The following is a 23533-nucleotide window of genomic DNA, read 5'->3' as shown; positions in this document are numbered from 1 at the left end:
CGTGCGCCGGAGAAGCAAGCACACCGAGCACCCCGAGAGCACCGAGAGCACCAAGGAACCGATGAAAGGGGGATCCCATGGGGTACGCCCATGAGTACGCGCACGCCATCCTGCACCGCGGCCGCGTCCCGATGGAGCCCACCGACCATGTCGTGAACTGGGACGACGGCCCGCGCAAGGGCAAGTACTACCCGGATGCCGAGGCGTTCGCCCTGCCCGGCACCGAGGACCTCGCCGACGTCCCGGTCGCGCCGGGTCTGCTGCCCGGCACCGCCCGGGTCCAGGACGCCGACGGCTCGCCCGGGTTCGGCCTCCCGCTGCTGTCGGCGATGCTCCGGGACTCCTACGGGCTGACCGGGCGCCGCCTCGGCATCCAGGCCAACACCGACCTGCCCGGACTGCCGTACTACACCCACGCGAACTGGTCGCGCGGCACCGCGGGCGGCGGCGGGCTCTACCCGGTGAGCATCCACTGGGCGTCCGGCCCCTCCGGCCCCCTCACCCCGGGTCTGCACTACTACGACATCCACCGGCACGCCCTGCAGCGGCTGCTGGCCGGCGACGTCACGGACAGGGTCCGGGGCGCGCTCGGCGCGGACGCGCCCGCCGAGGCCCTCGAGACCGACCAGTACCTGCTGCTCGGCGTCAAGTACTGGCAGAACTCCTTCAAGTACAACAGCTTCTCGTTCCACGTGGTCAGCACCGACATCGGCACCCTCGTGCAGACCTGGCGGATCTGGGCCGCCGCCCGGGGCCTGCGGCTCGCCCCCGTGCTGTGGTTCGACGAACCCCGGCTGAACGAACTCCTCGGAACGGCGGGCGAGGAGGAGACGGTGTTCGCCGTGGTGCCGCTGCACTGGGACGGGCCGGCCCCCTGCCCGGAGGCCGCCGCCCGCCCGGCCGTCCCCCGCACGGACCCGCGCCACCGGCCGGCCGTCCGGCACCGGGACGTCGAACGCTCGCGCACCCTGCTGGACTTCACCGCGCTGAGCGAGATGCACGCGGCCACTCTGGAGGGCGCCGCCGACCGGCCGGCTCCCGGGGCGCTGGCCGCCGCCGCGGCCCTGCCCACCGCAGGTGCCGACGCCGATACCGCCGCCGACGCCGTCGGCGTCCCCGTCGCTCTGCCCGCGCCGGCGTTCCCGGACACCGGCGTCCGCCGCGCCCTGCGCGACCGCCGTTCCAGCTTCGGCAGGTTCGACGCCCGTCGTCCGGTCGGCACCGGAGAACTGTCGGCGGTGCTCGCCGCCTGTGCCGGGACCCGGCTGGCCGGCGACACCGATCCGTCCGGCGAGGTCCGGCTCGCCAAGCTGTACGCCTTCGTCAACCACGTGGAAGGCGTGGAGCAGGGGGCGTACGCGTACGACCCCGACCGTGACGAGTTGCGCCCGGTCGCCCCGGGCCCGCAGGGTTCCTTCCTCCAGGAGAACTACTTCCTGGCCAACTACAACCTGGAGCAGGCCGGTGCGGTCCTGGTGCCCACCGTGCGCACCACCGCGGTCCTGGACGCCCTCGGCGACCGCGGCTACCGGCTCGCCGTCGGCACCGCCGGAGCCGTCTCGCAGAGCTTCTACGTCGCGGCCTCCGCCCTGGGCCTGGGCGCCGGCGTGGCGCTGGGCTTCGACAACGTCTCGTTCGTCGAGCGGCTCGGGCTGGCGGACGGCGACGAGGCCCCGCTGCTCATCATGGCCCTCGGACACGAACGGCCCCAGCCCGCCGACTTCCGCCACGAGATCGCCTGACGGCCGTAGAGGATTCCCCATGACACCCACAGAGTCCGGCGCCACGGCCACAGCGGCAGGCGCCCCCACGGACACCGACGTGGCCGCCCCCACGGACACCGGGCCGGGCGCCGTCACGGAGCCCGGCACCCACTGGGAACCCGGCCGGCGCTTCATGCTCCGCGCGGCCGGCCTGCCCATCGAGACGGTGCACGGCCTGCGTTGCCCCGGCACCCGCCGCTGGGCCGATGCCGTGCTGGCCGAGGAGGAACGGCTGACCGCCGCCGGGGCGGCCCTCAGCGACCTGCTGCACACCCTGGTCAAGTCGACCACCGGTCCCGACGAGGACCCGGGCGACGCCGCCGTGCGCCGCGGGCTGCTCAACCTGCGTCGGCAGGTCTTCAACAACCGGCTGCCCGCCGACACCGAGGCCGCCGTCCACCTGGTGACGGAGCAGGACCCCGAGACCGGCCGGCGTACCGCCCAGTGGCTGCACGACCGTGCCCGCCTCGAGGAACTGCGGGCCACCGGAGCGGACCTGCTCGCCGGCGAACTCCAGGAGAACCGGCGCGTGTTGCGCGACGTACTGACCGACGACCGGCTGCGCCTCGGCCTGCTGCTCGCCTCGCCCGCCCTCGACGGCCGGCTGGACGCCTACCTGCGCGACACCAGCCCGCGGCCCGGCAACCGGCTGCGCAAGATCGAGCGTTCCGCGCTGACCTACCTGTACCGCACGGCCTGCAAGACCAGCCCCTTCAGCACCTTCACCGGTATCGGCCTCGGCACCTTCGCGGGCGACCCGTCGGACGGCGGGGCCGCGCTGCGCACCGGCGAGGACTGGGTGAGCCACGTACGGCTCAACGTGGTGGCGCTGGCCCGGCTGACCGAACTGATCACGGCCGACCCCGGCCGCCGTCAGGACCTGCCGGTGGTCCTCTCCCCGGGCTGGGGACGCGACGCCGACCGCATCCGCTACGTGCGCCATGTGATGACCGCGGGCGACGACAGCGCCGCCGTCACCTTCGACGCGGTCCGCGACCGGCTGTTCTACCTGCGCAGCAGCGGCACCTTGGAACGGCTCCTGGAGTGGCTCGGCGCCCAGGACGCGCCGGTGCGCCACCGGGACCTGGTGGCCTGGCTGGAGACCGGGCACGACGCCGGACGCGAGGAGTGCGAACGGTACGCGTCGGCCCTCCTGGACCTCGGCATGGTGCAGGTGCCGGTGCTCCGCGCGGACGTGCACAGTCAGGACCCGCTCCGCTCCTACCAGGACGCCCTGCGTTCCCTCGGGGCGCCCTGGGCCGACCGGCTGGCCCGCCTGCTGGACGGCCCGGCCGACTGCCTCGCCCGCTACCCCGGGGCCGGCGTCGGTGAACGCCGCACGCTGCTGAGCACCCTGCGCGGTCAACTGCTCGACGCGCAGCGGGAACTGGGGGCGGCCGAGCCGGCCCTTCCGCAGACCCTGGTGTACGAGGACGTCGACACCGGCGACGACCTGACCTGCGGGCCCGCCGTACTGGGCGGGGAGACCGGCCGGGCCCTGCGGGCCGTCGAGGGCATCCTGCCGCTCTTCGACCTGACCCTGCCCCAACGCATCACGCTGTTGGGCTTCTTCACCGCCCGCTACGGCCGCGGCGGCCGCTGCGACGACCTGCTCGGCCTGGTCCACGACTTCCACGAGGACTTCTTCGACCAGTACGTCTCCTTCACCTCCAAACGCGCCTCCTACGACGAGAACGGCACCTACCTGCCCGAGGAGAACTGGCTCGGGCAGAGCGAGATGAAGGCCCTCGACCGGGCCCGCCGCCACTTCCACGAGGGCATGAAAGACCTGTGGCGGCGGCACGGCACGGTGGCCGACGCCAACGCCGAGGAGATCGAACTGTCGGACCGGCTGCTCTCCGAGACCGCCGGTGAACTCGCCCCACTCACCCGTGACTTCACACCTCAGAGCCATCACATCCAGCTGTCCCGTCCGCCCGGCGGCCGACCGCTGGTCGTCCTCAACAAGTCCTACGGCGGACTGGCCTTCCCCTTCAGCCGGTTCACCCACCTCTACGACGGCACCGGAGCGGACACCGACCCGGCGGCACCCGGCTTCTCCGACACCCTGCGCGAGGAGATGGCGGCCCGCCGGCCGGAGGGCGCCGTGTTCGCGGAGGTCACCGGAGGACCGGTCAGCAGCAACCTGAACCTGCACGGCCGGCTGACCGACCACCAGATCGTCTGCCCGGGTGAGACCAGCACGGTGCCCGAGGACGCCCGGATCCATCTCGACGACCTCTACATCCAGCACGACGAGCAGGCCGGCCGCCTGGTGCTGCGCTCCCGCCGCCTCGGCCGTGAGGTCGTGCCGGTCTATCTCGGCTACCTCGTGCCGATCGCGCTCCCCGAGATCCCGCGCACCCTGCTGCTCCTCTCCCCCAGCACCATGGCCCCCTTCGACGTGTGGGCGGGGGTGCCCGAGGGCGAGGCCGAGAACGGGGTCACCCGCAGGCCCCGGGTCCGGCACGGAGACGTGGTGGTCAGCCGGCGCAGCTGGACCGCGGACGCTCAGTGCCTGCCGGCCCGCCGCCCCGGGGCCGGGGAGGAGGAGTACTACCTGGAGTACCGGCGCTGGCAGCGCCTCCACGGCCTGCCCGACCGCTGCTTCGCCACGGTCTCCCACGCCGACCAGGGACCGATCGGGGCCAAGCCCGTCTACGTCGACTTCGACAGCCCGCTCTCCCTGTCCGCGTTCGACGCCCTGGTGGAGCGCAAGCCGGGCACCCGGGTGACCTTCCGGGAGATGCTCCCCGCCGAGGACGGGCTCCACCTCACCTCCCGGCGCGGCCGGCACGTGGCCGAGCTCGCCGTGGAGACCTTCACCACCCGCCGACTGCAGCAGTCCGAACCGGAGGCCGCCCCGTCATGCCCGAACTGACCGAACCCGCGGCCTTCCGGCCGGACCCCGAGGGCACCGGTCCCTCGCCCTGGCTGGCCCTGCACGTCTTCTACGCCGCCAACCCCCAGCCGCTGCTGGTGAACTGCGTCCGCCCGCTGGTCGACCGGCTCACCGATGACGGGCTGCTGTCCGGCTACTTCTTCATCAACTACTGGCTGGAGGGGCCGCACATCAGGCTGCGCCTGCGCCCGAGCGGCCCCGACGCCGACGCCGAGGTGCGCCGCCGCACCGAGGAGGCGGTCAACGACTTCCTGAAGGCCCGCCCCGCCCTCTACGAGGTCGACTCCGGCTTCCTCAAGGACTTCTACAACTCCCTCTTCGACATCGAGTTCCCCGGCGAGGACCGGGCCAAGTACATGGGCCCGGACGGCCTGATGAACCTCAGGCCGAACAACTCCTTCTCCTACGAGGTCTACGCCCCCGAGTACGCCAAGTACGGCGGACCGGCCGGGGTGGACCTCGCCGAATGGCACTTCCGCCACTCCAGCGACCTGGTCCTGGAGGCGTACCGGAGCATGAACCTGCACCTGCGGACGGTGCTGCTCGGCACCTCCGCCCAGCTGATGATGGTGATGGCGAGCTGCTTCCTGCCCGAGGAGGAACGGCTCGCGGACTACCTCGACTCCTACTACGCCTTCTGGCACCGGCTGTTCCCCGGCACCAACTTCATCGGGTCCACCGAGTACGAGCGCACCTACGAGCGCATGGCGCCGTCCCTCGGCACCCGGTTCGCGCAGATCAGGCAGGCCGTGGCGAGCGGCGACCTGTCCCGGCTGCCGGCGTTCCTGCGGCGTTGGGCCGAACACTGCCTGGAGCTGCGCCGACGGGTGGTGGACCTCACCGAGCGCGGCGAACTCGCCTTCCCGGCCTGGGACGGCCCGGCCCGCGAGGACACCGGCCAGGAGCGCGCCGAGGACCCCGACGCGGCTCCTCTGGTGACCGTCACCCATGTGCCCGCGGTGCTGCCCCGCCTGCTGTCGCCGTACATGCACATGACCAACAACCGGCTGCATGTGACGATCCGGGACGAGGCGTACCTGGCCTTCGTCCTGGGCCGGGTGCTGCGCGAGCCGGCCGACGGACGGCAGGCGGTCTCATGAGCGCCACCGAACAGTCGCCCACCGGCCACTCCGCCGTCGGCGACCACTCCGCCGTGGGCGACCGTACCGCCGCCGACCACGTGGCCGCGGACCGCGCCTCCGCCGCCCGCGCGTACCGCCCCGCGCTGCGCCCGGGCGTGCTGATCGGTCCGCCCCTGCTGCGTGGTCCGCGTACCGTCCACCTCATCAAGCACCCGGTCAGCGGTGCCGCGTTCGAGGTGGGCCCCAAGGAGCACTTCGTCATCAGCCGGCTCGACGGAACCCGCAACGTCGACGACGTCGTGGCCGAGTACGCGGCCCGGTTCCGCCTCCGGCTCCCCGAGGAGCAGTGGACCCGGCTGCTCGGCCTGCTCGGCACCCGCGGACTGCTCGCCGGGTCCCCGGACCCCGCGCCGCCCGAGCCGCCCCCGGCCCGCACCGGCACCTTCTGGAAGGGCAGCCGGCGGACCGTCGCCGACGCGCACGGGACCACCGGACGCCTCCACCGGCTGCTGCGGCCGGTGCTCCGCCCCTGGGCGCAACTTCCGCTGGTGGTCGCCGTGCTGGTGCTGATCGTCGCCGTGCTCGCGGATCCGGTGGCCGCCCTCGACGGAACGTGGGAGCTGCTGACCCGTCCGCTCGTGCTGATCCCGTTCGCGGTCTTCCTCTGGTTCAGCATCTGCCTGCACGAACTCGCCCACGGGATCGCCGCCCGGCACTACGGCGGTGTGGTCACCGAGATCGGGCTGCGCTGGCGGTTCCCGGCCATGATGATGTACTGCACGGTCGACAACTACCTGTTCCTGCCCGGCCTGCGGGCGAAGCTGGTGGTCGCCGCCGCGGGCGCGTACGTCAACCTGGTGCTCCTGCTGCCCTTCGCACTGTGGCGGGCCCTGCTGGACCCGGCCGACCCTGGCCGCCCGGTGCTCGCCGGGATGCTCTTCGTCGGCGTCGTGCAGGCCCTGAGCAACCTGGTCCCGCTGCCGCCGCTGGACGGGTACCGCATGCTCGGCCACACTGTGGGCGCCGCCAACCTCGCCCCGGAGACGGGGACTTACCTGACCCTGCGCAGGCAGGGACGGGACGCCGTCGCCGCCTACCCGCGGCGCGCCCGCCGTCTCTACACCTCCTACGCCGTCACGGCCGCCGCTCTCGTCCTGCTCGCGGTGGCCGGAACCGGCACCGCCGTCGTCCTCCTGCTGCTCCGATGACGTCCCCACCCCGAAAGATCACGCAACTCATGAATGAGGTACCCCTATGACCTCCCCCTCCCCCACCGCGGACCGCGGAGCCGGGCCGGCCGTCTCGGTCGGTGACGTGACCAAGAGCTACGGCGACCGGCGGGCCGTCGACGGGGTCTCTCTGGACGTCCGGCGCGGCGAGTTCTTCGGGCTGCTCGGTCCCAACGGCGCCGGGAAGTCCACCCTGGTGGAGATCATGGAAGGGCTGCGCAAGGCCGACTCCGGCTCGGTCACGGTGTTCGGCGAGTCACCCTGGCCGCGCAACACCGGTCTGCTGCCGCGCATGGGCGTGCAGACCCAGTCGTCGGCGTTCTTCGTGCGGCAGACCGTCCACGAGCATCTGCGTACGGTGGCGGCCCTGTTCGGCGCGGAGCGCGCCGCCGTCGACGCCACTCTGGACGCCGTGGGCCTCGGCGGGCGGCACGACGTCCGGGTCGACGACCTCTCCGGCGGCCAGCGGCAGCGACTCGCCATCGCCTCCGCGCTGGTCCACGGACCCGAGCTGATCTTCCTCGACGAGCCGACCGCCGCGCTCGACCCGGAGGGCCGGCGCGCTCTGTGGGAGGTCCTGCGGGGCCTCAAGGCGGAGGGCCGGACCATCGTGTACACCACCCACCACCTGGACGAGGCGGAGGCGCTCTGCGACCGCGTCGGCATCCTGGTGGCCGGCCGGCTCGTCGTCACCGACGAACCGCAGCACCTGATCGGAACCTTCGGCGCCACCAGCCGGATGCTGGTCCCGCTCGGCCGGATCGACGAGCGGAAGGCCGCGTCCCTCCCCGGCGTGGACGCTGTCACCGTGCAGGGCGGACACCTCGTCCTGGAGACCCGCGCCACCGGCAAGGTCCTCGCCGCCCTCGACGCCGTCACCGGTCTGGACGGTGTGCAGACCCGCACCCCCAGCCTCGAGGACGTCTACCTCGACATCACCGCCCGGCAGAACCCGCAGAACCCCCTCGCCTCGAACAACCAGGAGCACCAGGTATGAGCGCCTACACCGCGCTGACCGCGGCGGGCTACCGCGCCCAGGTCCGGGACAAGACGACCGTCTTCTTCACCTTCGCCTTCCCGCTGATCTTCCTCGTCGTCTTCGGACTCATCTTCCGGGGCCAGGCCGTCGAGGAGAGCGGCTTCTCCTACCTCTCCTACACCGCCGCCGGAGTGCTCTCCTGGGGCGTCGCCAACGCCGCCGTCTTCGGCATCGGCTTCACGCTGATGCAGTGGCGCGCGGACGACATCCTGCGGATGATCCGCATGTCGCCGGCCCCGCTGTCCTCCGTCATCGGGTCCCGCTACGTCCTGGCCCTGGGCGTGGGACTCGTCCAGTCGGTCCTGTTCGTCGGGGTGGCGATGCTCCCCGGGTTCGACCTGGTGCCCGCGTCCCGGTGGCCCCTGCTGATCCCCGTCATGGCCCTCGGCATCACCACCTTCCTGCTGCTCGGGGTGATCGTCGGCAGCATCGCCGACACCCCGGAGTCGGTCGCCGGCATCGCCAACTTCCTGATGCTGCCGATGGCCTTCCTGTCCGGGTCGTTCTTCCCGCTGGACGCCATGCCGGACTGGCTGCAGAAGGTCTCGCTGGTCATGCCGCTGCGCTATCTCAACGACGCGGTGTCGGCCGCCCTGATCGGCCGCGGCGACCTCGCCGACATCGGCGTGGGGTGTCTCTGGCTCGTCGTGTTCGCCGTCGTCTTCGGGGCGATCGCGGCGCGCACCTTCCGCTGGACGAAGACGTCATGACCACCGCGACCCGTCCGCTTCCGCATCCGATGGAGCAGGCCCGCGACACCCTCCAGGCGTTCCTGGACGGCCACTTCGGCTCCGACGCCCCACGGGTCGTGCCGGTCGGTGCCGTCGGCGCGGGCGGCGGGGACGCCGGGGCCCGGGACCCGTGGGCCGCACAGCGTCCGACGGCGCTGGTCCACGTCAGCGCCTCGGCGATCCTGCTCGGCCCCTGGGGAGGCGACGGCGAGGCACCCGCCTGCGGCCGCTGCCTCGCCCTGCGGTGGCAGCGGCTGCGCAGCCGCAGTGAGCGCAACGCCCTGGAGACCGGCGGCGCCGACGGGCCCCGCCCGGCCGGCGCCTGGCCGCTGCTCACCGGTCACGTCCACGACACCGTGGCCGCGCTGTGCGAGGCCCTGCTGCACGGACCGCGCCCGGTCCCTCCCGCCGAGCACCCGGCGGACCGCGCCCTGCCCCAGGTGACCCGGCTGGACCTGACGAACCTGACGGTCAGGACGTATCCGCTGCTCGCCGACCCGATGTGCCCGGACTGCGGTCCCCGCGTCCGGCCCCGGGCGGCGGACGAGGTCCGGCCGCTCGCCCCCGCTCCGCGTCCCAAACCGGATCCCGGCACCTACCGGCTGCGCTCGGCCTTCGCGTACCCGCTGCCCACGGACGCCCTGGCCAATCCGGTGTGCGGCGCCCTGGGCGCCGGGACCTGGACGGACGTCACCTCGTCCACCACCGCCCCGGTGGCCGGCAGCGCGTTCGTACGGGGGTACGCGGGGCTCCACGACGTCACCTGGAGCGGGCAGGAGAACTCCTTCGCCACCAGCCGCCGGCTCGCGTTCCTCGAAGGTCTGGAGCGGTACGCGGGAACCCACCGGCGCGGCGGCTCGGCGCCGGTGATCGGCTCGTACGACGAACTGAAATCCGACGCGATCGACCCGGCGGTGTGCGGCCTGTACAGCCCGGAGACCTACCGGGACGACCCCTCGGTCGAGCCCTTCGACCCGGGCCGGCCCATCCCCTGGGAGTGGGGCTGGTCGCTGCGGGACGAGCGCGCCGTCCTGGTGCCGTCGCGGCTGGTCTACTACAGCATTCCGCTGGCCGACGACAACTTCGTCTTCGAGTGCTCCAACGGCTGTGCCATCGGCGGGTGCCTGGAGGAGGCCGTCCTGGGCGGCCTGCTCGAACTCGTCGAGCGGGACTCCTTCCTGAACGGCTGGTACGGCGCGGCCCGGCTGCCCCGCATCGACCTGGAGACGGTCGGCAGTCCCACGGCGGTCGCCATGGCCGAGCGGGCCGCCCTGCAGGGCTACGACGTCCACGTCCTCGACAACCGGATCGACCTGGCGATCCCGGCCGTCACCGTGGTCGGCGTCCGCCGGGACGGGGGCCCGGGCACCCTGTCCTTCGCGGCCGCGGCCTCACTGGACCCGAGGTCCGCGGTCGAGGGGGCCCTGTCCGAAGTACTGAGCTACATCCCGCACCTGGCCCGGCAGACCGCCGAGCGCCGCGACGAACTGGAGGCCATGGCCGACGACTTCTTCCTGGTGCGCCATCTGAAGGACCACCCCCAGCTCTACGGGCTGCCCCGCATGGCCGCGTACGCGCGCGACTACCTGGAGCCGTCCGAGGTCCGCCCCTTCGACGAGGTGTACCGGGGCTGGGAGAGCCACGGCCGCCCCCGCACCGGTGACCTGCGCGACGACGTCGCCGTGGTCCGGGACGAACTGGTGCGGGCGGGCCACGACGTCATCGTCGTCGACCAGACCTCGCCCGAGCAGGAACGGATGGGGCTGCGGACGGTGAGCACGGTGGTGCCGGGGCTGCTGCCGATCGACTTCGGCTGGAACCGGCAGCGGGCCCTGCTGATGCCCCGGCTGCGCACCGCGCTGCGTCGCGGCGGGCACCGGGACCGCGACCTCACCGACGCGGAGATCCGCCGGGCCCCGCACCCCTTCCCCTGAGCCCGTCTCCCGGGCCTCCCCGCACCGCGGCGGAGGCCCGGCCGTTTCCCGGAGCGCGCCCATGACTTCACCGTCCCACCACGCCCCGGGCCCGGCACCGGCCGGCCCCGGGGCCCCGCCCGCACCCGGTCACGGCTCGCTGCCGCCGGGCGCCGAGCAGCTCCTCACCCGCGTCGGGGAGGTGCTGCGGCCCGCCCTCACGCACTACCTGGACCTGCACGCGCACCCGGAGGTGTCCGGAGCGGAGGCCCGCACCGCGGACCGCTTCGGCCGGCGCCTCGCGGCGGCCGGCTGCGACCTCACCCACCAGGTGGGCGGCCACGGCGTCGTCGGGGTGCTCCGCAACGGGGACGGCCCCCGCGTCTGGCTGCGGGCCGAGCTGGACGCGCTCCCGATGCGCGAGCGGTCCGGGCTGCCGTACGCCAGCCGCAACGACGCCATGCACGCGTGCGGCCACGACCTGCACCTGGCCGCGGCGGCCGGTGCCGCGGACCTGCTCGCCCGTCTGTCCGACCGGTGGCGGGGCACCCTGCTGGTGGTGGGACAGCCGGCCGAGGAGACGCTGGCCGGAGCCGAGGCCATGCTGCGCGACGGCCTGTACGAACGGTTCGGCAGACCTGATGTCGTCCTCGCCCAGCATGCCGCGCCGATGCCCTCCGGCACCGTCGCGCACGCGACGGAGCAGGTACCGATGGCGGCGGCCGGCGCGGTGCTCGACGTGGTGCTGCACGGACGGGGCGGTCACGTCGCCACCCCGCACCTGGCGGTGGATCCGGTCGTCATGGCGGCAGCCGTCGTCACCCGGCTCCAGAACGTCGTCGCCCGCGAGACCGCACCCGCCGACCAGGTGACGCTGACCGTGGGAACCGTGCGGGCCGGAACGGCCGCCAACGTCATACCGGACCACGCCGTGCTCGGCATCGCGGTCCGCGCGGCCGGCGAGGCGTCCCTGGACCGGGCGCTGACCGCGGTGCGCCGCATCGTGCTCGCCGAGAGCGCCGCGGCGGGCGCGCCCCGGGAACCCGAGGTGACCGTCGCCTCCCGCTCGGCGGCCCTGCTGTGCGACCCGCACACCACCGGCTCGATCCGGCGGGCTCACACGGGACTCCTGGGGCCCGCGCGGGTGCTGCCCTGGCCGGGGACGATGGCCACGGAGGACTTCCCCCTGTTCGGGGACGCCGGAGCCGCGATCCACGGGGAGCGCGGAATCCCGCTGGTCTACTGGATGCTGGGCGTGGCGGACCCGGAAGCATGGCTCCGGGCGACGACCGACGGCCCGGACGCCGCACCACCGCCGGCCCCGAACCACTCCCCGCACTTCGCCCCGCACATCGGCAGCGCCCTGCGCCCGGCGATCGCCGCGCTGACGGTCGCGGCACTCGACCGGTTCGCCGCGGCGTGAAGGCCCGACCGCGCGCTCGGCCACGGAGATCCGCCGTGGCTCAACGCGCGGCGGTGCCCGGCCGGGGGGCGGTGGGCTCCAGCCGGACGACGACGGCCTTCGACGCCGGTTGGTTGCTGACCTCGGCGACGCTGTCGAGCGGTACCAGGACCTGGGTCTCCGGGTAGTACGCGGCGGCACAGCCCCGTGCGGTCGGGTACGGGACCACCTTGAAGTCCTCGGCGCGGCGCTCGGTGTCGTCCGTCCACACGCCGACCAGGTCCACCCACTGGCCCTCGGTCAGGCCGAGTTCCGCCAGGTCGCCCGGGTTGACGAGGACCACCCGACGGCTTCCGTGGATGCCCCGGTAGCGGTCGTCGGTGGTGTAGGGAACGGTGTTCCACTGGTCGTGCGAGCGCAGGGTCTGCAGCAGCAGGTGTCCTTCGGGGACGCCCGGCGCCTCCCCGGTGTTGCGGGTGAACAGGGCCTTGCCGGCAGCGGTGCGGAACACGCCCTCGTTGACCGGGTTCGGCAGCTGGATGCCGCCGGGACGGACCACGCGCCGGTTGAAGTCGTGCAGTCCCCGCACGATGCGGGAGATCCGGTCACGGATGGTCCCGTAGGCCCCCTCGAACTGCTCCCAGGGGACGTCGACGCGGCCGTCGAGGGTGCGGCGGGCGAGCCGGCACAGGATGGCGACCTCGCTGAGCAGCAGGGGGGAGGCCGGCTTCAGGCGGCCACGGGAGGTGTGCACCTCGCTCATCGAGTTCTCGACGGTGACGAACTGTTCCCCGTCGGCCTGGATGTCCCGTTCGGTGCGGCCGAGGGTCGGCAGGATCAGCGCGGTGTCGCCGCACACGGTGTGCGACCTGTTGAGCTTGGTCGAGATGTGGGCGGTCAGCCGGCACCTGCGCACGGCGTCCTCGGTGACCGCGCTGTCCGGGGCGGCCCGGACGAAGTTTCCGGCCAGGCCGAGGAAGACCTTGATGCGGCCCTCGCGCATCGCCCTGATCGAGTCCACGGAGTCCAGTCCGTGGGCGCGCGGCGGGTCGAAGCCGAACTCCCGCTGGAGCGCGTCGAGGAACGAGTCCGGCATCTGCTCCCAGATGCCCATGGTGCGGTCGCCCTGCACATTGCTGTGCCCCCGGACCGGGCAGGCGCCGGTGCCGGCCCGACCCAGGTTTCCGCGCAGCATCAGGAAGTTCACGAACTCGCGGATGGTGGGGACGGCGTGCTTGTGCTGGGTGATGCCCATGGCCCAGCAGACGATGACGCGCCGGCTGCGCAGCACCTCGTCCCGGACCTGCTCGATCTCCTCACGGGTCAGACCGGTAGCGGTGGCGACGTCCTGCCGGTCGACGGCACGCACGTGTGCGGCGAACTCGTCGAAGCCGGTGGTGTGGGCGCGGATGAAGTCGTGGTCCAGCACCTGGCCCGGCCGGGCGTCCTCGGCCTCCAGCAGCAGCCGGTTCAGGCCTTGGAACAGGGCCATGTCGCCGCCGAGGCGGATGTGCAGGAAACGGTCGGCGATCTGGGTACCGGGGCCGACGACCCCGCGCGCTTTCTGCGGGTTCTTGAACCGCCTCAGTCCGGTCTCCGGCAGCGGGTTCACCGCGATGATGCGGGCACCGTTGCGTTTGGCCTCCTCCAGTGCGGACAGCATGCGCGGGTGGTTGCTGCCGGGGTTCTGGCCCACCAGGAAGATCAGGTCGGTGTGGTGGAGGTCGTGGAGGCTGACCGTTCCCTTGCCCGTGCCCAGCGTCTCGTGCAGGGCGAAGCCGCTGGACTCGTGGCACAGGTTGCTGCAGTCGGGCAGGTTGTTGGTGCCGAACGCCCTGGCGAAGAGCTGCAGGACGAAGGCGGCCTCGTTACTGGCCCGGCCCGAGGTGTAGAAGACGGCCTCGTCGGGGGAGTCGAGCGCGGTCAGCTCGTCGGCGAGCAGGCCGAGGGCGTCATGCCAGCTGATCGGCTCGTAGGTGTCGGATCCCGGCCGTTTGACCATCGGTTCGGTGAGCCGGCCCTGCTGGTTGAGCCACATGTCGGAGCGCCGGCCCAGCTCGGAGACCGGGTGGGTGCGGAAGAAGTCGGCGGTGATCCGCCGCCCCGTCGCCTCGTCGGTGATGTGCTTGGCACCGTTCTCGCAGTACTCGTTGCGGTGCCGTTTCCCCGGGGCGGGGTCGGGCCAGGCGCAGCCGGGGCAGTCGATGCCGCCCACCTGGTTCATGGTCAGCAGCGTCTCGCCGACGCGCCGGGGGGACGTCTGCTCCAGGGAGTACTCCAGGGCGTGCCTCACCGCGGGGACCCCCGCGGCCCACTTCTGGGGCGGGGTCGTGGTGAGCGCGTCCTCCGGCTCTTCGTCGGGGGGCTTCTTCCATCGGGTTGCCTCTCCGTGGACTGTTCCGTCCGTGGATTCAGCCGACGGGCCAGCAGGACACCCGGCTTCGGGGCGGTTCCGGCTCCATGGGCTGCACACGTCCGTTGCGGATGGTCCCGCGCCAGGCCCCGCCCGCGTCTCCCATCCCCTCGATGTACGTCTTGAAGTGCCGAAGCCCGGACCGCACCGCACGGCGGGTCACCCCGGGGACGGCGGCGAGCACACCGGCGGCGCCGTGCGCCTCGGTCCGCACCCGCACGGTGATCTCCGTCGTGCCCGCCACGGTGCTCCGGAACGACACCTCGCCGCGGTGGGAAAGCCACCGCTCAAGACTCCGCCAGGCCAGATGCGAGTCGGGCACCTGCTCCACGATCTCGATCCCGACCTCACGGCGCACGGGCCCGGCGCCGACGACCCACCGGGTGACGGCCGGCCTGATCTGGTCGACCCGCCGCACCCCGGTCATGAACCGGGGAAAGCTCTTGAACTGCGTCAACTGGTCGTACGCGGTACGCACCGGGACCGCGACCTCGATCGTCTCCTCGACGGTGTGCATGCTCCACCCATCTCCAGGCGCCGTTCCCTCCCAGTCTCACCGCGCACCCGGCAGCCCGCCACACGGCTCACTCCGCGGCGTACCCGCCCCGCGCGGTGATCGGAGCAAGGACGAGCCCGGCAAGGGCAACCTGTGCATCTACGCCCTGAACGGCACCGGCAAGATCGGAACCGACGGCCCCTACCCGAAAAGGGCACCGACACGGGCCCGCACGAGGCCGCCCGACACATTCCCGGCGTGAGCGGGCACGAGCTGCCGTACGTGGCGAACCGGCACTTCTCGATCGTGCTGCGGAACGAGGCGATGGCCGACCTGGTCAACGCGCACGCCCGCCTGGACATCTCGCAGGCATGGGGCGACGGCACCGCGGTGGCCGCGGACGGCACCCGCACGGACACCCATCTCGACGACCTGCCGGCCGAGACGAGCGTCCGGTACGGCAAGCCGGGCGGGATCGCCCATCACCACGTCTCGGATACGTACGTCGCGCTGTTCACGCACTTCATCCCGTGCGGGGTGTGGGAGGCCGTCTACATCATCGAGGGCCTGCTGAAGAACACCTCCGAGGTGCAGCAGACCACGGTGCACGCGCACGCCCAGGGCCAGTCCCAGCCGGTGCTCGCGCTGGCGCACCTGCTGGGCTTCGGCCTGATGCCCCTCATCCGGAACTGGAAGGACTGCACGTTCTACCGGCCGTCCAGGAGAGTGCCCTGGTCACGGCTACTGCTTCGTGCGGCCGGCTGAGGCTTGCTGAGTGTCCGCGCCGGAGCTGACGTGCCGCTGGTTCTCCTGGGGGCCGTGCCAGTCCAGACACATCACGGTGGCATCGTCTTCGAGCCGGCCGCCGGCGGCGTCCCGTACCGCGGACGTCAGCATCAGCGCGGTCTCCCGCGGGTGCAGATCCCGGGTGCGCTCCAGCAGGGCGGGCAGATCGACCTTCTCCGCATGCCGTTCGAGCATGCCGTCGGTCAGCATGAGCAGACGGTCACCAGGTCGCAGATCGATGTCTTGGACCCGGTAGGGGTGGTGGGACGCGAGCGCGGACAGCCCGAAGGGATGGTCCACTTCGCAGGTGATCGTCTCCGCAACCCCCTCGCGCATGCGCAGTGGCCAGGGGTGGCCGGCGTTGACGAGCTGGGCCTGCCCGGTGCGGAGGTTGATGCGCAGCAGCTGTCCGGTGGCGTGACCGTGGCCGACCAGGGCCCCGTCGGCCCGGTGGGCCTGCTCGGCCAGGCCGGCTCCTGCTCGGCGGGCGCCGCGCAGGGCGCCCACCAGGACCGTGGCGGCCAGGGCGGCGTCGATGTCGTGGCCCATGGGGTCGGTCACCGACAAGTGCAGGGTGTCGCGGTCCAGGATGTAGTCGAAGGTGTCGCCACTGAGGTCTTCGGAGGGCTCCAGGCTCCCGCACAGGGTGAACTGAGCAGCCTCGCACGACAGTGACGGCGGCAGCAGTTGGTACTGGATTTCCGCTGCCAAGGTGGGAGGCCTGGAGCGTTTGCCCCAGATGTAGAGGTCGGTGAAGCGACCGTTTGCGATCACGACGTAGGCCAGGACGTGGGCGGCTTCCCCGACCTCGGCGAGGACGTCCTCGCCGGCGTCGGCCGGCAGGAGCAGTTCCAGCAGCCCGATCGGATCCCCCCGGTTGGTGACCGGCACTATCACCCGCTGTTTCCGGCCGCTCGCCTCCCGATACAGCCGCTGGGTACGGATCACCTCCTCGTAGACGCTGCCGAACATGGGGATCCGCTCCGCTTCCCGCCCACCCTCCGCGGAATCAGCGGTGGACAGCCGCGCCACCGCCTTCCCCGTCAAATCCACGATGAGGAAAGAGACCTCAGTGGCCCCGAAACGCCGCAGGTCCTCCGCGACCACGTCGACGGCCTCCACCGGCGCCGCCGTCTCCGCTGCCGTCAGCAGCCGGGGAAGGTCACTCTGCCCACCACTCACGACCAGGCTCCCTTCTACCGGCCCCTGTACCAGCTTGGGAACCGCCACGGTGAGCGTCAACCCGTTACCAGTCGCAGCAAGTGAAGGTGGTCACGTTGTGCGTTCGCAGAAAGGAGTGGTTCCGAGAGACCACGGACCTCCACCGGACCGTGTCCGGTTTGCTCGTGATCTTCGTTCTCACAACCCCCACTGGGAGGCACTCGGCGGCTGGATCGGCCACGGCGCGGGACACGTCACCCCAAGTGCGTACCTCATGCTCGGCGAGGCGGGCGGCCCCGGCCGCGGCATCTGGCCGATGACGCTCCACCCGGGTGCAGGGCGCGGGGGCACGACGGAGGTGGTGTTCCAGTACATGGCCGCACGGGAGCCGTTCAGCGACCGCGCGCTGCGCGCCGGACTCCTCACGCGCCTCAACGCCCTGGACGGCGTCGACCTCCCGGAGGGGAAGCTGGAGCCGCGCCCCCACATCCGGCTGTCCCTTCTGGAGAAGGAGCGCAACCGGGAGCTGCTCACCGGGACGCTGACGTGGTTCCGGGACCGCTGGGAGAGCCGGGGCTCGTTCTGAGGGCTGCCCTCCGGGCGCACTCCGCCCACACCGTCTTGCCGCCCGGCGGGTACGGCTCGCAGCCCCAGGCGTCCGCGAGTGAGGCGACGAGGAGCAGGCCCCGTCCGGACTCGCCGTCGGCATCGGCGGCCGGGGTCGGCGCGGGCAGACGTTCGCCCCGCGCGTCGGTCACCTCGATCCGCAGGGTGGCGGGGGTCAGGGTGAGGGCGAGGCGTGCGTTCCTGCCCGGCACCCGGCCGTGCAGGGCCGCGTTCGCGGTCAGTTCGGCGATAAGGAGGGAGGCCGTGGCCGTGCCGTCGTCGGCGGGCTCCGGCCGTCCCTGCTGCGCGGCGAGCCAGCGCTCAGCCGCATGGCGTGCGGTGTGCGCGCCGTGCGCCGTGGTGGGAAACATGGTGCGGAAGTGGCTCGTGACGACGGTCGGTTCACCGGGTGCGGTGACGGTTTCCTGATTCACATCACCGAGGGTGACCGAGTCGTCCTACCGTGGGGAGCACTCCGTGCGGTACGCAGGGTGACTGTCCTGGCGCGGACGGTGTGCTGTACGGGTGTACGGCCATGACCTGGCCGGGGGTTAGCCGGTTCGTCCCCAGTACGAGGAGCAAGGTGGTGGTGCGGCATGACAGCGCAGCCGGGTACGGGGATTCCCACGGGCGGCGAGGCGGACGGTACGGACGAGGTCGTGGACCTGTTCCGGGCCCTCGGCCGGCAGATCAAGGTCGCCCGGGAACGGGCCGGGCTGAGCCAGAAGGAGCTGGGCGACCGGATCGGGTACGGCGAGGAGACGATCTCCTCGGTCGAGCGGGCACGGCGGACGCCTCAACCCGAACTGTTGGTCGCGGTGGACCGCCTGCTGGAGTGCGGGGGCCTGCTGGCGTCCGCGGCGGAGGACGTGGAGCGGGCGAAGACCCGGCGCAGGGTGCGGCATCCGGAGTGGTTCCGGGATTATGCGCGGTTGGAGGCGGACGCGGTGGAGCTGCGCTATTTCGCCAATCAGGCGGTTCCCGGCTTGTTCCAGACGTCGGACTACGCCCGCGCCGTGTTCGCCAGTCGACAGCCATTGTTCGATGAGGAGACCATCGAACAACGGGTAACCGCGAGGATGGCTCGGCAAGAGTTGATGACACGGTGGCCGCCGCCGACTGTGAGCGCAACCATCCAGGAAAGCATTCTGCGTCAGCCCTTCGGCGGTCCAGACGTACAGCGCGGACAACTGGAACAACTGCTGCGGGCAGGACGCTTGCGCCATGTGGAGATCCAGGTCATGCCGACCTCGAGCGAAGAGCACGCAGGCATGGGCGGCCCCTTCACGCTGCTCACCCCGAAGGGCAAACCACAGGTGGCTTATCTGGAGGTCCAGCACGTCAGCCGCCTCATCACTGACCAGGAAGAGGTGCGTGTCCTGGCCGCGAAACATGGCAGCATCCGAGGGCAGGCGCTCACCCCACGCGAGTCCCTACGCCTCATCGAGAAGATGCTGGGAGACCTATGAACACCGAACAGCTCGCACAGCTCACCTGGTTGAAGAGCAGCTACAGCGGCGACGAAGGCGGCGAGTGCGTCGAAGTCGCCCCCGACGCGACCGTCATACGCGTACGGGACTCCAAGGAGCGCGGTGGCCCCCGGCTCGCTTTCGCGCGGAGCGCATGGTCCGGGTTCGTCGCGGGTCTGGGACGGGGCCGGATCTGACCTGCCCGCCCGAGGCCACGGCACTCAGCCTCGCGGTTCGGCTCCTCCCCGGTGTCGAGCGTACGGACCGGCACTGACGATCTTGAAGGCAGTCCGCAAGTACCGGCTGATCACGGCTCTCGACGCCGACGTCCGGCCGGTCCGGACCGCGCGTGCGGTCCGGACCGGCCGGGTCGTGTCGGGTCCGGTTCACCCCTCCGGCGCCGGGGCCTGGGTGAAGGCCGCGTGGAAGCGGCGGGTGTGGTTCGGCCCGGCGTTCCGGGCCGGTCAGGGTGACCGTCGCCGTCAGGCGGGGGTCGGTGCTCGACGCGGCGAGGCGCAGTTCCAGGTCGCCGGGTTCGACGACGCGGCGGCCGTCGCGGCCGGTGAAGGAGGCCACGTCGGACGGGACCGTGACGCGGACCCGGCGGGCCTCGCCCGGCTCCAGCGGGACCCGGGTGTAGCCGACGAGGCGCTGCACCGGCTGGACGACGGAGGCGACCGGGTCGTGGAGATAGAGCTGGACGACCTCGGTGCCGGGGCGGTCGCCGGTGTTGCGGACGGTGAGGGCGAGGGTGAACTCGCCGTCCGTCGGGGCCTCACGCGCGTCCACCGTGAGGTCGCTCCAGGCGAACGTCGTGTACGTCAGGCCGTGCCCGAAGCCGAACGCCGGGGTCGGGTCGATGTTGGACACCTCGCTGGCCTGTGCGAGGCGCGCGCCGAGGTAGGTGGTCGGCTGGGCGCCCGGGCCTCGCGGCACGCTGACCGGGAGCCGCCCGGAGGGGTCGGTGCGGCCGCTGAGGATCCCGGCGATCGCGTGGGTGCCCTCGACGCCGGGGAAGAAGGACTGCACGATCGCCGCGGACTCGGCGACGGCGCGGCCGAGGGCGTACGGGCGGCCGGCGAGCAGGACGGTCACCACCGGCGTGCCGGAGTCGAGCAGCGCGTCGAGCAGGTGCTGCTGGGCGCCGGGCAGGGCGAGGGACTCGGCGTCGCAGCCCTCGCCGCTGGTGCCGCGGCCGAACAGGCCCGCGCGGTCGCCGAGGACGGCGATGACGATGTCCGCCTCGCGGGCCGCTTCCACCGCCTCGCCGATGCCGGAGAGGGTGCCGTCGTCGACGCCGGTGCCGCGGGCGACCGTGATGTCCGCGTCGGGGAACTCGGCGGACAGGGTGTCGCGCAGGGTGGGCAGGTCGATGCCGACCGGGATCTGAGGGTGCTGCACGCCGACGTGCAGCGGGAAGGAGTAGCAGCCCAGTACGGCGGTCGGCTCGGTGGCGTTGGGGCCGACCAGGGCGATGCGGCGGGGCCGGGCGAGCGGCAGGGTGCCGTCGTTGGTGAGCAGCACGACCGCCTGCTCGGCGATCTCGCGGGCCAGTTCCCTGTTCTCGGGCCGGTCCAGGTCGATCCTGCCGCGCAGCGCCTCGGGGTCGTCCAGGTCGACGCCCTCGAGTGCGGGCGGGACCGGGCTCCAGTCCGGGTCGAGCAGGCCGAGGACCGCCTTCTGGCCGAGGACGCGGCGCAGCGCGCGGTCGATGAGCGACTCCGGTACCCGGCCGTCGGCGACGGCCTCGGCGAGCGGTGCGCCGAACGTCTTGACGGTGGGCAGTTCGACGTCGACGCCCGCCTTGAGCGCGGTCCCCGCGGCGTCGGCCCAGTCGGCGGCGACGCCGTGCAGGGTCCTGAGGAAGGCGATGCCGAAGTAGTCGGCGACGACGGTGCCGTCGAAGCCCCAGGTGTCGCGGAGCAGTCCGGTCAGCAGCGTCTCGTCGGCGGCGACGGGCACGCCGTCGATGTCGTTGTAGGCGTGCATCACGGACCGGGCGCCGCCCTCGCGGATCGCCATCTCGAACGGCGGCAGCAGGACGTCGGCCCGTTCGCGGGTGCCCATGGGGGCGGGGGCGAGGTTGCGTCCGGCGCGGGAGGCCGAGTAGCCGACGAAGTGCTTGAGGGTGGCGACGATCCCGGCGGACTCCAGGCCCTGCACATAGGCGGTGCCGATGGTGCCGACGAGGTGGGGGTCCTCGCCGATGGTCTCCTCGACGCGTCCCCAGCGGGCGTCGCGGACCACGTCGAGGACGGGCGCGAGGCCCTGGTGGACGCCGACGGACCGCATGTCGCGGCCGATGGCGGCGGCCATCCGGCGCACCACGTCCGGGTCGAAGGTGGCGCCCCAGGACAGCGGGACGGGGTAGGCGGTGGCGCCCCAGGCGGCGAAGCCGGCCAGGCACTCCTCGTGCGCGAGGGCGGGGATGCCGAAGCGGTTGGCCGAGGCGATGCGGGTCTGGGTGCGCAGCAGCGAGAGCGCGCCGAGCGCGGGGTCGACGGGGACGGTGCCGAAGGGGCGGGTGAGCTGGCCCAGTCCGGTGGGCAGGAGCGCGTCGAGGTCGACGGCCTCCTCCATGTCGTGCTGGTGGGGGGCCACTTCGCCGCCCTTGTCGGAGGCGCCGACCCACACGCCGTACAGCTGGGCGATCTTCTCCTGGAGGGTCATCGCGCCGATCAGCGCGTCGACTCTGGTGGCGACCGGGTGGGCGGGGTCGTTCCAGAGGGGGATGTCGGGGGTGGTCTCTACGGCCACGTTGGCGGTCACTTTCCTCCGACGCCCATCAGCCCCTGGACCAGGGCGCGACGGGCGAACAGGTAGACGAGCAGGACGGGCACCATGGACAGCACCACGGCTCCCAGCAGACCGGGGATGTCGATGCCGTGTTCGGTCTGGAAGTTGTACAGACCCAGGGTGACCACCTTGGTGGAGTCGGACTGGGTCAGGACGAGCGGGAACAGGAAGCCGTTCCACGCCTGGAGCGCGGAGAAGACCACGATCGTGGACAGTCCGCCGCGGGACAACGGCAGGACGAGCTGGAAGAACACGCGCCGCGGGGTGGCGCCGTCCATGGCCATGGCCTCGTACAGCTCCGGGGAGATGTCGCGCATCGCACCGCTGAGGATCAGCGCCGACATCGGCAGGCAGAACGCGGCGGTGGGCAGGATGACGCCGAGCAGGTTGTCGTACAGCCCGGCCTCGCTGATCAGGTAGAACATCGGCACGATCACGGCCTGGGCCGGGATGGCGAGGCCGAGCAGGAACAGCCGGAAGACGGCGGACGTGGTCCGGCCGCGGCTGCGGACGATCGCGTAGGCGAGGGGCGGGACCAGCAGCAGCACGATGCCGATCACGCAGGCGGTGACGACGAGCGTGTTGAAGAAGTACTGGCCGAAGCCCGAGTCGAAGGCGCCGGTGTAGTTGTCCAGGGTGAAGCTGTCCGGGACGGAGACCGGGCCGTTCTCGGCGTAGTCCTGGCGGGTGCGCACCGTCGCGGCGAGCATCACGTACAGCGGCAGGCCGACCAGGAAGAGCCAGAAGAGCGAGCCTGCGCCGGCCAGGTAGTGGGGGCGGCGCCTCATGACACACCCTCCATGGTGCTGCGCATCTTGTCGTAGCCGGAGACCCGGACGACGATCAGCGAGATGATCGTGGCCGCGACGACCAGGGCGAGGGCGATGGCGGAGCCGGCGCCGAAGTCGAAGCCCTTGAATGCCTTGTCGTACATGTAGTAGGCGCTGATGGTGGTGTCGGTGCCGGGGCCGCCCTGGGTCAGGATGAGGACGGTCTCGAAGGTGGTCAGGCCGCCGACGATCATCAGGATCATCGAGGTGATCATCGAGTTGCGCAGCTGCGGCAGGGTGATGTGGAAGAACTGCCGGTAGCGGCCCGCCCCGTCGATCTCCGCCGCCTGGTAGAGCACCTGTGGGACGGCCCGGGCGGCGCCCTGGTAGATCAGGGTGTGGAAGGGGGTGAACTGCCAGGTGCTGACGAAGGCCAGCACCCCGATGGCGGTGGCCTGTTCACCGAAGAGGTTGCCGTCGCCGAACAGCCAGGTGGCCTCGGCGGGGATGCCGAAGTTGGGGTCGAGCAGCGCCCGCCACAGCACGGAGACGGCCGTGGCGGACAGCAGCAGCGGAATGAAGTAGATGACGGACAGCACGGCCCGGTTGCGCTGGTGGCCGGCGGCCCAGACGCCGAGCACGATGCTCAGCGGCGTCTGGATGACCACGCCGAGCACGGTCAGGAGCAGGGTCAGCCAGATGCTCTTGAGCATCACCGGGTCGTCCATCAGGCGCGACCAGTTGTCCGTGCCGACGAATCGGGGCGAGCCGATCCCGTCCCAGCTCATGAAGGACAGCACGGCCACCATGATCAGCGGGACGATCGCGAAGAGGGCGAAGAACACTGCGGCGGGCAGCGCCCAGGCGAAGCCGGGGCGCCCCACCGTCGTTGCGGACGAGGCGGGCGGCCGCCGCCAAGTCCCCTTGCGGGGGCCGACGGCGGGCCGAGCGCTCGTGGTCTTTGTGGTCATGAGC

General features: G+C 72.2%; 18 protein-coding genes and 1 pseudogene. 12 read left to right on the top strand and 7 right to left on the bottom strand.

Annotated elements, in window-relative coordinates; translation table 11 throughout:
• Positions 1–77 precede the first annotated feature (77 nt).
• The 8 genes from ACVW19_RS33505 to ACVW19_RS33470 all read left to right on the top strand — a co-directional run bounded on the left by ACVW19_RS33505 (position 78) and on the right by ACVW19_RS33470 (position 12082).
• On the top strand, positions 78–1742 hold the full coding sequence (locus tag ACVW19_RS33505; RefSeq protein ID WP_457464310.1) for a nitroreductase family protein: 1665 nt from the start codon (positions 78–80) through the stop codon (positions 1740–1742).
• Positions 1743–1761: 19 nt separating this feature from the next.
• On the top strand, positions 1762–4644 hold the full coding sequence (locus ACVW19_RS33500; RefSeq protein ID WP_457464308.1) for a lantibiotic dehydratase: 2883 nt from the start codon (positions 1762–1764) through the stop codon (positions 4642–4644).
• Positions 4632–5765, top strand: coding sequence for a lantibiotic dehydratase C-terminal domain-containing protein (locus tag ACVW19_RS33495; protein ID WP_457464307.1), 1134 nt, complete (start codon positions 4632–4634; stop codon positions 5763–5765). Before ACVW19_RS33500 ends, ACVW19_RS33495 begins: the two co-directional genes overlap by 13 nt.
• Positions 5762–6955, top strand: a complete 1194-nt coding sequence (locus ACVW19_RS33490) for a peptidase M50 (RefSeq protein ID WP_457464305.1) — start codon at positions 5762–5764, stop codon at positions 6953–6955. Before ACVW19_RS33495 ends, ACVW19_RS33490 begins: the two co-directional genes overlap by 4 nt.
• A gap of 46 nt (positions 6956–7001) precedes the next feature.
• Positions 7002–7973: an ATP-binding cassette domain-containing protein gene (locus ACVW19_RS33485; RefSeq protein WP_457464303.1), complete on the top strand. Its 972-nt coding sequence runs from the start codon at positions 7002–7004 to the stop codon at positions 7971–7973.
• Entirely contained in the window at positions 7970–8725 is a 756-nt protein-coding gene (locus ACVW19_RS33480) for an ABC transporter permease (RefSeq protein ID WP_457464302.1), read from the top strand. The genes ACVW19_RS33485 and ACVW19_RS33480 overlap by 4 nt, the downstream gene beginning before the upstream one ends.
• Complete coding sequence (locus ACVW19_RS33475; protein ID WP_457464300.1) at positions 8722–10680, top strand: TOMM precursor leader peptide-binding protein; 1959 nt, start codon at positions 8722–8724, stop codon at positions 10678–10680. Before ACVW19_RS33480 ends, ACVW19_RS33475 begins: the two co-directional genes overlap by 4 nt.
• A 61-nt stretch (positions 10681–10741) precedes the next feature.
• Positions 10742–12082 (top strand): amidohydrolase, encoded by a 1341-nt coding sequence (locus tag ACVW19_RS33470; RefSeq protein WP_457464299.1) that lies wholly within the window; start codon positions 10742–10744, stop codon positions 12080–12082.
• A 40-nt stretch (positions 12083–12122) separates the two neighbouring features.
• Here ACVW19_RS33470 and ACVW19_RS33465 read toward each other — a convergent pair whose 3' ends face one another.
• Together ACVW19_RS33465 and ACVW19_RS33460 are read right to left on the bottom strand one after the other, a co-directional pair.
• Positions 12123–14354 (bottom strand): FdhF/YdeP family oxidoreductase, encoded by a 2232-nt coding sequence (locus ACVW19_RS33465; RefSeq protein WP_457464298.1) that lies wholly within the window; start codon positions 14352–14354, stop codon positions 12123–12125.
• A gap of 118 nt (positions 14355–14472) precedes the next feature.
• A complete protein-coding gene (locus ACVW19_RS33460) occupies positions 14473–14991 on the bottom strand; it encodes an SRPBCC family protein (protein ID WP_457464296.1) in 519 nt (172 codons plus the stop codon).
• A 132-nt stretch (positions 14992–15123) separates the two neighbouring features.
• On the opposite strand from ACVW19_RS33460, the gene ACVW19_RS33455 reads away from it, so the two are divergent.
• Positions 15124–15735: a Tn3 family transposase gene (locus ACVW19_RS33455; RefSeq protein WP_457464295.1), complete on the top strand. Its 612-nt coding sequence runs from the start codon at positions 15124–15126 to the stop codon at positions 15733–15735.
• Here ACVW19_RS33455 and ACVW19_RS33450 read toward each other — a convergent pair.
• Positions 15712–16938, bottom strand: coding sequence for a PP2C family protein-serine/threonine phosphatase (locus ACVW19_RS33450; protein ID WP_457464293.1), 1227 nt, complete (start codon positions 16936–16938; stop codon positions 15712–15714). The genes ACVW19_RS33455 and ACVW19_RS33450 overlap by 24 nt on opposite strands.
• A gap of 253 nt (positions 16939–17191) precedes the next feature.
• On the opposite strand from ACVW19_RS33450, the gene ACVW19_RS33445 reads away from it, so the two are divergent.
• A complete protein-coding gene (locus tag ACVW19_RS33445; protein ID WP_457464291.1) occupies positions 17192–17503 on the top strand; it encodes a hypothetical protein in 312 nt (103 codons plus the stop codon).
• Here ACVW19_RS33445 and ACVW19_RS33440 read toward each other — a convergent pair.
• On the bottom strand, positions 17448–17957 hold the full coding sequence (locus ACVW19_RS33440) for an ATP-binding protein (RefSeq protein WP_457464290.1): 510 nt from the start codon (positions 17955–17957) through the stop codon (positions 17448–17450). The genes ACVW19_RS33445 and ACVW19_RS33440 overlap by 56 nt on opposite strands.
• A gap of 162 nt (positions 17958–18119) precedes the next feature.
• Here ACVW19_RS33440 and ACVW19_RS33435 point away from each other — a divergent pair, with 162 nt between their 5' ends.
• The gene (locus ACVW19_RS33435) at positions 18120–18992 is read left to right on the top strand and encodes a helix-turn-helix domain-containing protein (protein ID WP_457464289.1); all 873 of its coding nucleotides are present in this window, start codon (positions 18120–18122) and stop codon (positions 18990–18992) included.
• Positions 18989–19189, top strand: a complete 201-nt coding sequence (locus tag ACVW19_RS33430) for a DUF397 domain-containing protein (RefSeq protein WP_457464287.1) — start codon at positions 18989–18991, stop codon at positions 19187–19189. Before ACVW19_RS33435 ends, ACVW19_RS33430 begins: the two co-directional genes overlap by 4 nt.
• 189 nt (positions 19190–19378) lie before the next feature.
• Here ACVW19_RS33430 and ACVW19_RS33425 read toward each other — a convergent pair.
• The 3 genes and pseudogenes from ACVW19_RS33425 to ACVW19_RS33415 all read right to left on the bottom strand — a co-directional run bounded on the left by ACVW19_RS33425 (position 19379) and on the right by ACVW19_RS33415 (position 23529).
• Positions 19379–21761, bottom strand: a pseudogene (locus ACVW19_RS33425) (beta-xylosidase/alpha-l-arabinosidase).
• On the bottom strand, positions 21758–22576 hold the full coding sequence (locus ACVW19_RS33420; protein ID WP_457464286.1) for a carbohydrate ABC transporter permease: 819 nt from the start codon (positions 22574–22576) through the stop codon (positions 21758–21760). The pseudogene ACVW19_RS33425 and the gene ACVW19_RS33420 overlap by 4 nt, the downstream one beginning before the upstream one ends.
• Positions 22573–23529, bottom strand: coding sequence for a carbohydrate ABC transporter permease (locus ACVW19_RS33415; protein ID WP_457464284.1), 957 nt, complete (start codon positions 23527–23529; stop codon positions 22573–22575). The genes ACVW19_RS33420 and ACVW19_RS33415 overlap by 4 nt, the downstream gene beginning before the upstream one ends.
• Between the last annotated feature and the right edge of the window lie 4 nt (positions 23530–23533).

The sequence above is a fragment of the Streptomyces sp. TE5632 genome (assembly GCF_054061295.1).
Note: the sequence above shows the minus strand (reverse complement) of the source record. Positions and strands in the feature narration are given on the sequence as shown.

Excerpts from the sequence above, each read along its gene's own strand:
- ACVW19_RS33505 (WP_457464310.1), top strand. The coding sequence starts at position 78 with ATGGGGTACGCCCATGAGTACGCGCACGCCATCCTGCACCGCGGCCGC.
- ACVW19_RS33500 (WP_457464308.1), top strand. The coding sequence starts at position 1,762 with ATGACACCCACAGAGTCCGGCGCCACGGCCACAGCGGCAGGCGCCCCC.
- ACVW19_RS33495 (WP_457464307.1), top strand. The coding sequence starts at position 4,632 with ATGCCCGAACTGACCGAACCCGCGGCCTTCCGGCCGGACCCCGAGGGC.
- ACVW19_RS33490 (WP_457464305.1), top strand. The coding sequence starts at position 5,762 with ATGAGCGCCACCGAACAGTCGCCCACCGGCCACTCCGCCGTCGGCGAC.
- ACVW19_RS33485 (WP_457464303.1), top strand. The coding sequence starts at position 7,002 with ATGACCTCCCCCTCCCCCACCGCGGACCGCGGAGCCGGGCCGGCCGTC.
- ACVW19_RS33480 (WP_457464302.1), top strand. The coding sequence starts at position 7,970 with ATGAGCGCCTACACCGCGCTGACCGCGGCGGGCTACCGCGCCCAGGTC.
- ACVW19_RS33475 (WP_457464300.1), top strand. The coding sequence starts at position 8,722 with ATGACCACCGCGACCCGTCCGCTTCCGCATCCGATGGAGCAGGCCCGC.
- ACVW19_RS33470 (WP_457464299.1), top strand. The coding sequence starts at position 10,742 with ATGACTTCACCGTCCCACCACGCCCCGGGCCCGGCACCGGCCGGCCCC.
- ACVW19_RS33460 (WP_457464296.1), bottom strand. The coding sequence starts at position 14,991 with ATGCACACCGTCGAGGAGACGATCGAGGTCGCGGTCCCGGTGCGTACC.
- ACVW19_RS33445 (WP_457464291.1), top strand. The coding sequence starts at position 17,192 with ATGCTCGGCGAGGCGGGCGGCCCCGGCCGCGGCATCTGGCCGATGACG.
- ACVW19_RS33435 (WP_457464289.1), top strand. The coding sequence starts at position 18,120 with ATGACAGCGCAGCCGGGTACGGGGATTCCCACGGGCGGCGAGGCGGAC.
- ACVW19_RS33430 (WP_457464287.1), top strand. The coding sequence starts at position 18,989 with ATGAACACCGAACAGCTCGCACAGCTCACCTGGTTGAAGAGCAGCTAC.
- ACVW19_RS33420 (WP_457464286.1), bottom strand. The coding sequence starts at position 22,576 with ATGAGGCGCCGCCCCCACTACCTGGCCGGCGCAGGCTCGCTCTTCTGG.
- ACVW19_RS33415 (WP_457464284.1), bottom strand. The coding sequence starts at position 23,529 with ATGACCACAAAGACCACGAGCGCTCGGCCCGCCGTCGGCCCCCGCAAG.